The sequence below is a fragment of the Hymenobacter taeanensis genome (genome assembly GCF_013137895.1).
In the GTDB taxonomy this organism is placed as follows: domain Bacteria; phylum Bacteroidota; class Bacteroidia; order Cytophagales; family Hymenobacteraceae; genus Hymenobacter; species Hymenobacter taeanensis.
The window spans coordinates 951,599-963,857 of the sequence record NZ_CP053538.1 but is presented as its reverse complement, the minus strand read 5'-3'; the positions used below and the strand labels follow the sequence as shown (position 1 = coordinate 963,857).

13 protein-coding genes are annotated in these 12,259 nt (G+C 52.2%); 8 read left to right on the top strand and 5 right to left on the bottom strand.

Features of this window, described 5'->3' with window-relative positions:
• Positions 1-9 precede the first annotated feature (9 nt).
• The gene (locus HMJ29_RS04170; protein ID WP_171590284.1) at positions 10-879 is read right to left on the bottom strand and encodes an SDR family oxidoreductase; all 870 of its coding nucleotides are present in this window, start codon (positions 877-879) and stop codon (positions 10-12) included.
• Positions 880-949: 70 nt separating this feature from the next.
• Positions 950-1,744 (bottom strand): T9SS type A sorting domain-containing protein, encoded by a 795-nt coding sequence (locus HMJ29_RS04165; protein WP_171590283.1) that lies wholly within the window; start codon positions 1,742-1,744, stop codon positions 950-952.
• A 148-nt stretch (positions 1,745-1,892) separates the two neighbouring features.
• Here HMJ29_RS04165 and HMJ29_RS04160 point away from each other — a divergent pair, with 148 nt between their 5' ends.
• The 7 genes from HMJ29_RS04160 (at position 1,893) to nadD (ending at position 7,217) form a co-directional block, all read left to right on the top strand.
• Positions 1,893-2,654 (top strand): glycosyltransferase family 2 protein, encoded by a 762-nt coding sequence (locus HMJ29_RS04160; protein WP_171590282.1) that lies wholly within the window; start codon positions 1,893-1,895, stop codon positions 2,652-2,654.
• The gene (locus HMJ29_RS04155; RefSeq protein WP_171590281.1) at positions 2,651-3,709 is read left to right on the top strand and encodes a glycosyltransferase family 9 protein; all 1,059 of its coding nucleotides are present in this window, start codon (positions 2,651-2,653) and stop codon (positions 3,707-3,709) included. Before HMJ29_RS04160 ends, HMJ29_RS04155 begins: the two co-directional genes overlap by 4 nt.
• A gap of 90 nt (positions 3,710-3,799) precedes the next feature.
• The gene (locus tag HMJ29_RS04150; RefSeq protein ID WP_171590280.1) at positions 3,800-5,026 is read left to right on the top strand and encodes an O-antigen ligase family protein; all 1,227 of its coding nucleotides are present in this window, start codon (positions 3,800-3,802) and stop codon (positions 5,024-5,026) included.
• 63 nt (positions 5,027-5,089) lie between these two features.
• Complete coding sequence (locus HMJ29_RS04145) at positions 5,090-5,728, top strand: sigma-70 family RNA polymerase sigma factor (RefSeq protein ID WP_171590279.1); 639 nt, start codon at positions 5,090-5,092, stop codon at positions 5,726-5,728.
• 20 nt (positions 5,729-5,748) lie between these two features.
• Entirely contained in the window at positions 5,749-6,033 is a 285-nt protein-coding gene (locus HMJ29_RS04140; RefSeq protein WP_171590278.1) for a hypothetical protein, read from the top strand.
• A 9-nt stretch (positions 6,034-6,042) separates the two neighbouring features.
• Positions 6,043-6,627: a guanylate kinase gene (gene gmk, locus HMJ29_RS04135; protein WP_171590277.1), complete on the top strand. Its 585-nt coding sequence runs from the start codon at positions 6,043-6,045 to the stop codon at positions 6,625-6,627.
• Positions 6,624-7,217, top strand: a complete 594-nt coding sequence (nadD, locus tag HMJ29_RS04130) for a nicotinate (nicotinamide) nucleotide adenylyltransferase (protein ID WP_171590276.1) — start codon at positions 6,624-6,626, stop codon at positions 7,215-7,217. The genes gmk and nadD overlap by 4 nt, the downstream gene beginning before the upstream one ends.
• 86 nt (positions 7,218-7,303) lie before the next feature.
• Here the strand turns inward: nadD and frr are convergent, their stop codons facing one another.
• The 3 genes from frr to HMJ29_RS04115 form a co-directional block, all read right to left on the bottom strand.
• Complete coding sequence (gene frr, locus HMJ29_RS04125; RefSeq protein WP_171590275.1) at positions 7,304-7,867, bottom strand: ribosome recycling factor; 564 nt, start codon at positions 7,865-7,867, stop codon at positions 7,304-7,306.
• A gap of 112 nt (positions 7,868-7,979) precedes the next feature.
• Positions 7,980-8,741, bottom strand: a complete 762-nt coding sequence (gene pyrH, locus HMJ29_RS04120; protein WP_171590274.1) for a UMP kinase — start codon at positions 8,739-8,741, stop codon at positions 7,980-7,982.
• A gap of 101 nt (positions 8,742-8,842) precedes the next feature.
• The gene (locus HMJ29_RS04115) at positions 8,843-9,346 is read right to left on the bottom strand and encodes an acyl-CoA carboxylase biotin carboxyl carrier protein subunit (protein WP_171590273.1); all 504 of its coding nucleotides are present in this window, start codon (positions 9,344-9,346) and stop codon (positions 8,843-8,845) included.
• A 98-nt stretch (positions 9,347-9,444) separates the two neighbouring features.
• Here HMJ29_RS04115 and HMJ29_RS04110 point away from each other — a divergent pair, with 98 nt between their 5' ends.
• Positions 9,445-12,042 (top strand): M1 family aminopeptidase, encoded by a 2,598-nt coding sequence (locus HMJ29_RS04110; RefSeq protein ID WP_171590272.1) that lies wholly within the window; start codon positions 9,445-9,447, stop codon positions 12,040-12,042.
• Positions 12,043-12,259 lie beyond the last annotated feature (217 nt).

Below are 12,259 nucleotides of genomic sequence, written 5' to 3'. Positions count from 1 at the left end.
CCTGGTGAATTAATCCAGGAAATTCTGCTCTACTAATGCTTCTGTCTGTTCCCAAAGTTGCTGGGCGTCGGTGGGAGTGGTGAAAGGGTGCTTCACGGCCACGGCTTTCTGCTTCGCAAAAAAGCCCCCGCTAATGTGGCCGGCTGCCTCATCAGTAACCAGGTACAAAGTAGTTTGTGCACCCTGCTCCGGCGAAATCATAAAGGGGCGGAATAGCTTGGTTAGTTTGGCAAGCCAGCCCTTGGCGTTGTCGCCGAAGTTGCTGGCAACTACGCCTGGGTGTAGGCTGTTCGTTACCACGTTAGAAATGCCTTTAGTACGTAGGCGCCGACTGAGCTCCTGTGTAAACAGAATATTGTAGAGCTTGGTGTTGCCGTACTGCCGCATGGCACCGTAGCCCCGTTCCTGGTTTAGATTCGTGAGGTCAGGCTTCGCAAATCGGTATGCCATAGAAGCCACATTGATAATTCGGGCCGCCGGGCTTTGGCGTAGCTTGTCCAGTAGCAGGGCAGTCAACAGAAAAGGACCGAGGTAGTTGGTGGCCAGTGTCATCTCATAGCCCTGGGCCGATAACTGGCGCTCCTTGCCAAACAGCAGCCCAGCATTATTCACCAGCACATCTAAACGGGGGTAACGCTGGTTAAACTCAGCCGCCGCTTTCCTTACCTGAGTTAGGTCAGAGAGGTCACATAGCAAAATATCTACCCGGTCGTGGCCGGCTGCGGCTCGTATCTCGTGCTGGGTGCGTTCTGCTTTTTCGGCGGAGCGGGCCAGCAGTATTACGTGAGCACCTTGCTTGGCCAGGGTTTGAGCCGTGACCTTACCAATGCCGGATGTAGCACCCGTAACCAAAATGAGTTGCTGCGCGAGAGGGGCCATAGGTCTAGTAGTTTCTTAACAGCTCCTCTATACGGAGTTACGAAGAAAACAACCGTTTGACTTTGGCGCTCTACCGGCTGATGAGCAAGTGCAGAGCACTAGCTTTCTGACCTCGCAAGCCATCCGCCCGAACCGTATACTGGCCTACGGGCAACTGGGATAAGGGCAGCGTGAGCGTATGAGCAACCGTTTCTATGCGGTACACGCACTGGCCGGTAGGAGTAAATAACTGCACCGTACGCTTGCCCGGCTCTGGGAAGCGCACGGTAGTATAGTGCTGCGCCGGATTTGGGTAAAGCACTGGCGCCTCCTGCGTGTCAGATGGGGGGTGGCGTACCGCAGCAGTAGCTACCCTATACACCGTGAAGCTATCAATTTCAGTGGTGTAGAAGTCTCGGAGCTGCCGCACATCAAACTGCAGCCGGCTAGAGTCGCGGGTTAGGCTTTGGTACCGGACTAAGCCCGAGAATCCTCCTTGCTTTACTGCCTCCGATAAATCCAGCATTTGTTCCCAGCCGGTAGCTAAGCCCTGTACCTCGTTGCCGCGGATGCGCATGGCGTGCACCCAGTAGGCGGTGCCATTGTTAGGCTGCACCACATAGTAAAGCTGCTTGTAACGAAACGCCCACGCATTCAGGAGGGTATCTGGGGTGCCTGACCGGGTAATAATATTGCGTTTCGATACGGGGTTGTACTGCACCTGCAAATCCAGGGTATCTCGCGCTGAAACAAGGTGCAAGCGTGAGCCCAGTACCTTTTCCAGGTTTTGAGGGTGTCGAATGTGAAAGGCATCAAACGTGGTACTTGGGCTCTCGCAACCAAGCAATACAAGCAAGGGTAACCCGAGAAATGCAGAAGTGCGCATAATGCCCATATCTGTTTGATTTGAAGTGGCCTATAACTGCTGTTTAGGCTGATGATCAGTGAAATGTAACCTTCGGGCAACGGCCCCCAGCTCCTCGCTGCAACTCCCGAAACTGATTAGCGGCCAAATTGCGGATATTTGCTTCTGCATGCCCACCGTCTTCTTATCAGTTGTTATCATCACCTACAATGAAGAGCGCAATATTGCTCGCTGCCTGGAGGCTGTGCGCAGTATTGCCGATGAGGTAGTGGTAGTAGACTCCTTCTCCACTGACAATACCGTTGCTATCAGCCAGCAGATGGGCTCGCGGGTGGTGCAACACGCATTTGCGGGCTATGTGCAACAGAAAAACTTTGCTACTGCCCAGGCCACGCACAACCACGTTTTGCAGCTCGATGCGGACGAAGTCCTGACGGAGGAGCTCCGGCAAAGCATTCTGGCGGCTAAAAGCAACTGGCAGCACGCCGGCTACACCTTGGCCCGCCTTACCAACTACTGCGGCTCCTGGGTGCGCCACGGCGGCTGGTACCCTGATCGTAAGTTGCGCCTCTATGATCGGCGCCTGGGCCAGTGGGAGGGCTTGCTCCTGCACGAGCGCTATGAGGTAGCCGTAGGCCAGTCAGTAGGAGCCCTCACCGGTGATGCCCTGCATTATTCCTATGATTCTGTGGAGCAGCACGTGCAGCAGCTCAACCGCTTCACCAGCATCGCGGCCGATGAGTTGTGGTTGCGGGGCAAGCGCCGGGTTTCGCTGTTTCACTTACTGCTGAAGCCGTGGTGGAAATTTGTGCACGGCTACTTTTTCCGGCTCGGTTTTCTCGATGGCTTCGCGGGGCTAAGTATTGCTACTATCTCGGCGTGGGGCGTATTTCTGAAATTCGCTAAGCTCAAAACCAAAGCTGCCGTATGAAGACGTTCCTCATTAGCCGCACCGATGCTATTGGCGACGTTGTGCTCACGCTGCCCGTAGCTGGGCGCCTTAAGCAGCTATACCCTGGCTGCCGGGTGGTGTTACTTGGGCGCACCTACACGCAGGCAGTAGCAGAAGCCTGTCCGTGGGTAGATGCCTTTCTGAATTTTGATGAGTTGCTGAGTTTAGATGAACAGGCCCAGGTAACGCTGCTACGCCAGCAACAGGCCTACGCCATTCTGCACATCTTCCCCAATAAGCTAGTAGCCAAACTGGCCCGGAAAGCAGGAGTGCCAGTCCGTATTGGTACACGCAACCGCCTGTTTCACTGGTTTACCTGCAATCAACTGGTAGCTCTCAGCCGCCGCCACTCTCCACTGCATGAGGCCCAGCTCAATCTGCAATTGGTGGAGCCGCTAGGCCAGGCAACAGTGCTACCACTACCAGAAACAGCGGCGCTGGTTCGCTTGCAGCCCGTGGCTGCCTTACCAGCGGTTATACAAGAGCTGTTGGCTGCTCGCCAGCCTCATCAGTTAAATGTCATACTGCATCCGCGTAGCCGGGGCAGTGCTCGTGAGTGGGGGCTAGAGCACTTTGGCACTCTGGCCCGGCTACTGCACCAGGCGGGGCATCGTGTGTTCGTAACCGGCACTGCCGCCGAAGGGGAGGAGTTGCATTCCTGGCTTCAGCAGCATCACCAGTTCCTGGCCGCCAACCTAACCGGACAGCTCAGCTTGCCTCAACTTTTGGCCTTCATTGGTGCCGCTGATGGCCTAGTGGCGGGCAGCACGGGGCCTCTGCACCTGGCTGCCGCCTTGGGGCGCCATGCGTTAGGCCTGTACCCACCCATCCGGCCTATGCACCCAGGCCGCTGGGCTCCCTTGGGCCCTTATGCTGAGTATCTGGTATTCGATAAGCCAAACTGCCAAGACTGCCGCGCCCAGCCAGCTGCTTGCAGTTGCATTAAAGCTCTGGAGCCTACACAGGCGCTGGCTCGCATTCTGAGTTGGCAGCCGTTGGTGCTGACATCAGTTCCATCTATCACCACCCGTTAAATGAGGGCGCATACCATAAAGCACCACCCACAAAAAGCGTGGTGGTATTCCTGGTGGCGTTCTGGGCTACTATCGCAGCATTTGCTGTTGTTGGCATGTACTGCGGGCGTAGTAGGGCTGCTAACATCGCGGGCCCTTGTAGCACTCAGCCCCGTAACGGGTGTGGTGGCCGCTTTAGCTAACCCCGCGCTTAGTCGGGCGCTAGGCCAGTGGCTCCGGCTGCGTACCGTCTGGGCACCGGCGGCTATGTATGCCCTGCTGCTGTTGAGTGGCTTCCATACTGAGCAATGGAACGTATGGCGTCATGAAACCTTTCGGTTGTTGCCCTGGCTTGGTGTGCCCTTGGCTTTTGGTGTGGCTGTGCCGCTTACCAAGCGGCAGCGCTCAGGGATAGGCCTATTGTATGTAACGGGCTTTGTGCTAGTAGCCCTGGCTACTCTAGGGCAGTACTTTTTAGATCCGGCCGCCGCAAACAAAGCTTTCGGGTTAGGGCAGAGCTTACCTTCCGTTACGGGCATTTTCCATATTCACTTTGGGCTGATGCTGGCATTGGCAGCCTTTTTTGCCCTGCTGCTGCGCCACAACAGCCATACTCCGGGTCTGCGCCTGGGGCTCCTGATAGCTGCGGCCGTGTGCGTTGTGACCTTACACTTACTGGCCTACCGCACAGGGCTGCTGGTGTTTTACGTTATGGCGTTGCTAGAGGCGCTGCGGCTGCTGCTTAGAAAACGCCTGTTGTTAGGGCTCGGAGTGCTCTTCCTGCTTGTGGCCTCGCCGTTAGTAGCGTACCACACCCTTGAGCCCGTACACCAGCGCCTAGATGCTACCATCTGGGATGTGCAGCAGATCCAACTCGGGCATGATATCAATGAGTATTCCCTCTCCCGCCGCCTAGCCGCCTGGCAAACGGCCCTAACGGTTGCCCAGGCGCACCCGTGGCTGGGAGTGGGCCCCGCTGATGCTTACCAGGCAATGATGAACCAATACAGCTGGAAGAATTTTGGCCTTCGCCCTGAAAACCGCGTAATGGTTCATAATCAGTATCTACATCAGCTGCTGAGCGGCGGAATTGTAGGCCTGAGTGTATGGCTCTTGGTGCTATTTGGTCCCCTTATGCAACCTAGCCTGCGGCGCAATCCGTACGTGTATCACTTCCTGTTGATGGAAGCTACCGCTATGCTGGTAGATTCGCTGCTTGAGCTGCAGATCGGCTTCAATTTGTTCGTGTTTCTCTACGGTTTTATCGTGGTAGCCACCGAACGCCGTGTAAGTCAAGAAGCTGAAACGCTAAAACCTTCCGCCCTTCCTACGGTATAATCCGTAACATCATTTGTCTATCGGCAGTAATTTTTCAATATTCGGCCGCAATTTTCAGCGTTTATGAGCGACTCTCCCGAACGGGTTCCCAAACTGAGCAAAGAGGAAAAAGACCGGCGTTTTCAGGCCGAACTCATGCCTGTGCTCGATTCGCTGTACAACTTCGCATTTCGCCTTACGCTTGACGAAGATGACGCAAATGACCTCGTACAGGAAACTTATCTGAAAGCATATCGCTTCTTTGAGTACTTCGAGCAGGGAACAAACGCCAAAGCGTGGCTGTTTCGCATCCTGAAAAATTCGTTCATCAACGATTTTCGCAAAAAGAGCAAGCAGCCTGCCAAGGTTGACTACAGCGAAATCGAAGGGTACTACAACTCAGAAGATGTAGAAGCCGAAGGCGACGCCGGCAGCACTTCCTCTGACATGCGGCAGCAAGCCGTGCGCGACCTCATCGGCGACGAAGTGGCCAGCGCACTTAACTCACTGCCCGTGGATTTCCGCACCGTCATTATCCTCTGTGATCTAGAAGGGTTCACGTACGAGGAAATGGCTAAGGTACTTGACATCCCCATCGGAACAGTGCGCTCTCGCTTACACCGGGCGCGTAACTTCCTGAAGGATAAACTTGAAAGATACGCTAAGTCAATGGGCTACGGCTCAGATGGCGGCGACGAAACCGATTCAGACGACACCGAATAAACTCCTGCCAGGAAACAGTTATGGAAACTACTTCTACAAAAACCAACCAGAGCGGGGCCATCCCCAATGCCCCCGACTGTGAACGCGTGAATACAATACTCGACCAAATTATCGTAGGCCAGGAGCCCACGGCTGAGGACGAAGACTACTTCGTAAATCATGCCGAAGATTGTTCTCCCTGTTTCGACAGCATCGATAAGCAGCGCATTTTTATCGATTTCTTGTCGCAGCATGTAGGCCGTAAAGGTGCTCCTTCTTCGCTGCCCAACGCAATTCTTGCGCGCGTTCAGGCAGAAATGGCCTAATTTTACCCCATGCAGGGTAAAATCATCGCCTTTTCGGCTCCCTCCGGAGCCGGTAAGACCACTATTGTTCATCGGCTCCTGGAGCGAATCCCAGAGCTAAGCTTCTCAATATCAGCCTGTACGCGCGACAAGCGCGGCCGGACGGAAGCCAACGGTAAAGACTATTACTTCATATCCGTTCAGGAGTTCCAGGAGAAAATCCGGCACGATGCATTCGTGGAATGGGAAGAAGTATACGAAGGTGCCTTCTATGGAACGCTCAAATCTGAAGTTGAGCGCATCTGGGAAGGCGGCCATCATGCCGTGCTGGACGTAGATGTGAAGGGTGGTTTAAGTATCAAGGAGTTTTACAAAGACCGTGCCTTGGCCGTGTTTGTAAAGCCTCCTTCCCTTGAGATTCTGGAGCAGCGCCTGCGCAACCGCGCTACCGACTCTGCCGCCAGCATTTCTTCCCGTCTCTATAAAGCCAACTTTGAGCTGACGTTCGAAGATCGTTTTGATGTAACCATCGTGAACGACGATCTGGATCGGGCCATTGATGAAGCGGAGCAGCTCGTTCGGAAATTTATCATGTCCGAGTCAGAGATACTGTGAACACCGCTACTCCGGGAAAGAAAGTAGGGCTACTCTTCGGCTCTTTCAATCCTATTCATACTGGGCACCTGATACTGGCCAACTATATGGCCACTCACACTGACCTAGATGCAGTGTGGCTGGTGGTTTCGCCGCAAAGCCCGTTTAAGGTTGGCCAGGAGTTGCTTCCTGAAAGCCAACGCTATGAGTTGGTGCAATTGGCTATTGTTGGCAATTCGAGGTTGCAAGCACTCAACATTGAGTTTGAGATGCCTAAGCCAAGCTACACCATCGATACGCTTGATGAACTGCATCGGCGGCACCCGGCGTATCGTTTCGTGCTCCTGATGGGCGAGGATAACCTACCTGGCCTACCACGCTGGAAACACGCCGAGCGTATTCTCAATGAACATGAGGTATATGTATACCCAAGGCCTGGGGTTGACATTACCGGAGTGAATGCCCATCCAGGAGTTAAAGTAGTAGATGCACCGTTGTTAGATATTTCTGCTACGTTCATCCGCGACTGCGTACGGGAGCATAAGTCTATCCGCTACTTAGTACCCGATGCCGTAGAAGCTCGCATTGAGCAAGGAGGGTTTTGGCGCTAGGCCAGTAACACTAACTCAACAACAAAACAAAAGCCCCACTCATTTTGAATAAGTGGGGCTTTTCTGTGAACTGAGGGCAACAGAAATCAGATAGTCATGATTTCACTTTCCTTCTTACTCAGCAAGTCGTCAACTTTCGTGATGTAAGAGTCAGTGGCCTTTTGCACTTTGGCTTCGGCATCCTTGATAGCATCTTCCGAGGCTCCCTCTTTCAGCAACTTCCGCAACGATTCGTTTACGTCCTTCCGGATGCCGCGAATGCGCACCTTGCCACTTTCCGATTCGGACTTAGCCTGCTTCACCAGTTCCCGCCGACGCTCCTCGGTCATGGCTGGAATGTTCAGGCGCACGCCTTCGGCGTCTGATTGCGGGTTGAGGCCTAGGTCGCTATTCTTAATAGCCTTGGCAATTTCGCTGATCATGTTCTTCTCCCAAGGCTTGATAAACAGCGTGCGGGCATCTGGCGCCGACACGTTGGCTACCTGTGCCACGGGAGTAGGGGTGCCATAGTAATCTACCCGCAGCGAGTCGAGCATTGCCGGCGAGGCCTTACCTGCCCGAATGCGCGTTAGCTCCACGCCAGTGTGCTGCAGGGCCTTGCCCATTGATTCTTCAGCCTCGTCGAGGTAAAACTTAATTTCTTCGTCCATGTGTGAAGGAATAAAACAGTAAGAAATGAAAGCCTAGGCTATGAATCAGCGCTCCGCCTCAACTTTCACTTCATCATTCTAGTTGATTGGTGCCAGTTCCGTAAGAAGATGCTTACACAGCTGGTTGCAAGGTGTCAGTGGCAGATGGCTGTTGCGCCTCTGAGCCTTTCATGCTCACCAGCGTACCTACTTTTTCACCCTCAATCAGGCGTTGCAGATTGCCTTCTTTGTTCATATCGAAAACAATGATTGGCAGGTTATTCTCTTTGCAAAGTGTGAAGGCCGTCATATCCATCACGTTGAGGTTCTTCTCCATTACCTCATCAAACGTGATTTCCGGGTAGCGCACTGCCGAAGCATCCTTTTCGGGGTCAGCGGTATAAATGCCGTCTACTCGCGTACCTTTCAGTACCACGTCGGCCTCAATCTCAATGGCCCGCAGTGAGGCCGCCGAGTCGGTGGTGAAGTAAGGGGAGCCAATGCCGGCCCCAAAGATTACCACACGGCCTTTCTCTAGGTGGCGTAATGCTCGCCGACGTATGTAAGGCTCACAAACCCGCTGAATGGTTACCCCAGAAAGCAAACGAGTATTTACATCCAGCTTTTCCAGCGCACTCTGCAAGGCCATAGAGTTGATAACCGTGGCTAGCATACCCATGTAGTCACCTTGCACACGGTCTAGGCCAAAAGCCTCCGCCTGTACGCCGCGAAAGATATTACCACCTCCAATAACTACGGCTATTTCGGTGCCAGTGGCCGCCGCCGTCTTGATTTCCTCCGCGTACTGCATTAGTCGGGCGGCATCAATACCGTACTGTTGCTGGCCCATGAGAGCTTCGCCGCTCAGCTTTAGCAGAATCCGTTTATACTTCAAAACAAATGGGGTTAGGCGTGAAATGCAGTAAATAAGCTTGGCAATAGCCAGTAGCTGGGGTGGCGCAACGCTACCAGATGCAGGTTGGGCAAGAGGGTGGCCTAGCTGAAAAGCACTAGTACCTGTCCTTTCGTAACGTTGTCGCGCAAGGTTACTTTAATGGCTGATATGGTGCCCTCTCCAGGTGCTTTTAGAATATTCTCCATCTTCATGGCTTCCAGTACTAACAATGGGTCGCCCTTCTGTACTACTTGGCCCGGCTCCACCCGAATGTCAACAATAAGGCCGGGCATGGGAGCCTTTAGCTCATTGACTTTGCTAGCCGTAGTATTGCTCATACCTAGCTTGTCCAACAGCAAGTCAAACCGGTCTTTAGCCTGCAACTCCAAGCGTTGCCCATTGAGTTTTAGCACAAAGGTTTTGGAAGGGTAATCTACTGAGATAAGCTCAGCTGCGAAAGATTGCCCATTGTGTAAAATATGGTATTGCCCGTTGCCTAAGGAGGCCAAATCCCACTCAAATACTTGGCCGTTCACAGTGGTAGAGCCGCCAGGGCGGTAATCAATGTCCCATACTTGATCAGGACCGGTGCGTACTTGTAGCATGTGGGAGAGGAAGGTGTAGAGCGGAAAAGGGCTTAAAGATAGGTCAAATCTGAAATAAATTCGGAACTTGACCCTTCATTCCCCTATTGCGTTTATTCATGAAATATCCGGTCCTCGGTGCTCTTAGCCTGATTCTGACCTGTTATATAGTGGCCCCAGCTCAGACTACAACCACGTCTAAATCAGCCACTAATAAAACGGCCGTTCGTAAGAAAGTACCTGCTCCGGTGGAAGCAGCGTCTATAGCCGCGCCTGCCCAGTTACCCGTGCCCAATTGGTTGCCGCCTACTAATCCAGTTCAGCCAGCTGCCACTATCGTTCATGACCTATTAGATACCAAGCTTGATGTTCGTTTCGACTGGGCCAAGCAGTGGCTGCTCGGGACGGCTACTTTAACCGTTAGGCCTCATTTTTATCCGCAAAACCAGCTTGTTCTGGATGCGAAAGGTTTTGATGTAAAAAACGTAGAGCTGGTTACTAGCGCTGAAAAGGGCAAAGACCTAAAGTTTGCTTACGATAAGAAAAAGCTGACGGTCTTTCTTGACCGCTCCTATACTCGTACCGAACCCTGTCAGGTTCGCATCCAATATGTAGCCAAACCTAATGAAATCCTCTCAACCGGGGGCAGCGAGGCTATTACCGACGACAAAGGGCTGTACTTCATCAACCCTCTTGGTACCGACAAAACCAAGCCCCGACAGATCTGGACCCAAGGTGAGTCGGAATCTAGCTCGTGCTGGTTCCCAACTATTGATAAGCCTAACCAGCGCATGACGCAGGAAATCAGCATCACGGTTGAAAGTGAACTAAAGACTCTCTCCAATGGCTTGCTAACCTCCTCTCAGCGCAACCCAGACGGTACCCGCACCGACGTGTGGAAGCAATCATTACCGGCGGCTCCGTACCTGACGATGCTCGCCGTCGGCGACTTTGCCGTCGTATCTGATCTGTGGCGGGGTAAAACAGTGGCCTACTACGTTGACCCCGCTTATCAGCATACTGCCAAGCGAGTATTTGGTAATACTCCCGAGATGATGGAATTTTATTCCAAGAAACTAGGGGTAGATTTTCCCTGGGAGAAGTATTCGCAAGTAGCCGTACACGATTTTGTGTCGGGGGCTATGGAAAATACCTCTGCCACCACCATTCAACAACAGCTCGTGCAATTCACTAACCGAGAGTTGCCCGATGTCAGCTACGATACGGAATCAGTAATCACCCACGAGGTGTTCCACCAATGGTTCGGCGACTATGTGACTACGGAATCATGGGCCAACCTGCCACTAAACGAATCCTTTGCCGATTACTCGGAGTATTTGTGGGCAGAGCACAAATACGGTGAGGATGCGGCTGGCCTAGTGTTGCAGACCAAGCTCAATAATTATCTGCAGGAGGCGCAAACGAAGCGGGAGCCCCTAATCCGGTATCGTTATGCGAACCGAGAGGATATGTTCGACCGGCACTCCTATGATAAGGGTGGCCGGGTACTGCACATGTTGCGCAACTACGTTGGCGATGAGGCATTTTTTACTGCTCTCAATCACTACTTGAGTCAGAACAAATTTTCAGCCTCCGAAATTGCCAAGCTGAGAATTGCTTTTGAAGATGTGACCGGAGAGGACTTAATGTGGTTCTTTGACCAGTGGTTTATGCAGCGTGGTCACCCTGAGCTGCGCATTACTCACAGTTACGATAATGGGCAAGTTGCGCTGCGTGTACGCCAAGTGCAGGATACCCTGTTTCAGCCAGTATATCGGCTGCCAGTTACTGTCACTACCTGGAACAATAACCAGCCTACTGATCACCACATTGTCATTACCAAGGCTGACCAGACGTTTCGTTTGCCAGTAAGCCAAAAACCTAGCTTGGTAAAGTTTGACAATGAAGGCGTGCTATTAGCGCAATTAGATGAAGAGCGCACCCAAGATGAATTGATATATCAATACAACCACGCTCGTAGTTACTTGCAAAAGTTTGAGGCGCTTGACGGTCTGAGAAATAAAACAGCTGATTTAAATGTCAGCGCCATATTTCGAAATGCCTTAAATGATAATTTCTGGGCCATTAGACAAAAATCTTTAGAAGGCTTACGCCGCTATAAAGGGGCTGAGGGCATTGCCATACGGAAAGAACTCCAACGCTTAGCACTCAATGAGAAAAAAGGCGTAGTGCGTGCTGCCGCTATTACTACACTAGCCTCCTTCCCCAATGAAGATTTTAGTGAGCTGTATTCAGCGGCATTGCGCGACAGCTCCTACCTAGTGGTAGGGGCCGCTGTTGATGCTTTGGCAAAATCGCCTACTGTAGCCACCCGTGAGCCAATCAATGCTCTGCAAGACACTAAAAACCCCGGCCTTATCACTGCGCTGTCAAATTATTATGCGCTAAATGGCACCGCAGATCATTACCAGTGGTTTCTGGCCAGAACTAAAGACGCTCCGAGTGAAGTATTATATACTTTACTAGAAAACTTTGGTACGCTTATGCAGCGCATGCCGCCCATAGAGCGTGAAAAAGGGATACAGCGATTAGAAGTGCTTGCTCGTACGCATCCTATGTACTATGTGCGCTTAGGTGCTTACAAAGGCCTAAACGAGCTGATAGCGAGTATGCCAGTGCTTAAACCTACCCTTCAGGATATTCGGGCAAAGGAAAAAGATGAGCGACTGAAATCGATTTACAGTCTCATTCCATAAACTTTTTTTCGCTGTTGGCTAGAGTAATAATAATTTGCTTGTTATAGAGTATCAGATGTTTGTGAGGTTAGAAAAACATTTAGGTGGAGGTTTTAAGAAAAAAGTCAAAACGTTTTTTGCTTCAGCGCTTGACTTGCATCAGAAAGCCCTTAATTTTGCAGCTCCAATCACAACCAGAACGGCATCGGCCACGGAAATGAAAGGGTTCGTTTCTCAT

What these genes read in the sequence shown, in the direction of transcription:
- HMJ29_RS04155 (WP_171590281.1), top strand. Translation starts at nt 2,651, where the DNA reads ATGAAGACGTTCCTCATTAGCCGCACCGATGCTATTGGCGACGTTGTG.
- HMJ29_RS04145 (WP_171590279.1), top strand. Translation starts at nt 5,090, where the DNA reads ATGAGCGACTCTCCCGAACGGGTTCCCAAACTGAGCAAAGAGGAAAAA.
- HMJ29_RS04110 (WP_171590272.1), top strand. Translation starts at nt 9,445, where the DNA reads ATGAAATATCCGGTCCTCGGTGCTCTTAGCCTGATTCTGACCTGTTAT.
- gmk (WP_171590277.1), top strand. Translation starts at nt 6,043, where the DNA reads ATGCAGGGTAAAATCATCGCCTTTTCGGCTCCCTCCGGAGCCGGTAAG.
- frr (WP_171590275.1), bottom strand. Translation starts at nt 7,867, where the DNA reads ATGGACGAAGAAATTAAGTTTTACCTCGACGAGGCTGAAGAATCAATG.
- HMJ29_RS04165 (WP_171590283.1), bottom strand. Translation starts at nt 1,744, where the DNA reads ATGCGCACTTCTGCATTTCTCGGGTTACCCTTGCTTGTATTGCTTGGT.
- HMJ29_RS04160 (WP_171590282.1), top strand. Translation starts at nt 1,893, where the DNA reads ATGCCCACCGTCTTCTTATCAGTTGTTATCATCACCTACAATGAAGAG.
- HMJ29_RS04140 (WP_171590278.1), top strand. Translation starts at nt 5,749, where the DNA reads ATGGAAACTACTTCTACAAAAACCAACCAGAGCGGGGCCATCCCCAAT.
- HMJ29_RS04115 (WP_171590273.1), bottom strand. Translation starts at nt 9,346, where the DNA reads ATGCTACAAGTACGCACCGGTCCTGATCAAGTATGGGACATTGATTAC.
- HMJ29_RS04170 (WP_171590284.1), bottom strand. Translation starts at nt 879, where the DNA reads ATGGCCCCTCTCGCGCAGCAACTCATTTTGGTTACGGGTGCTACATCC.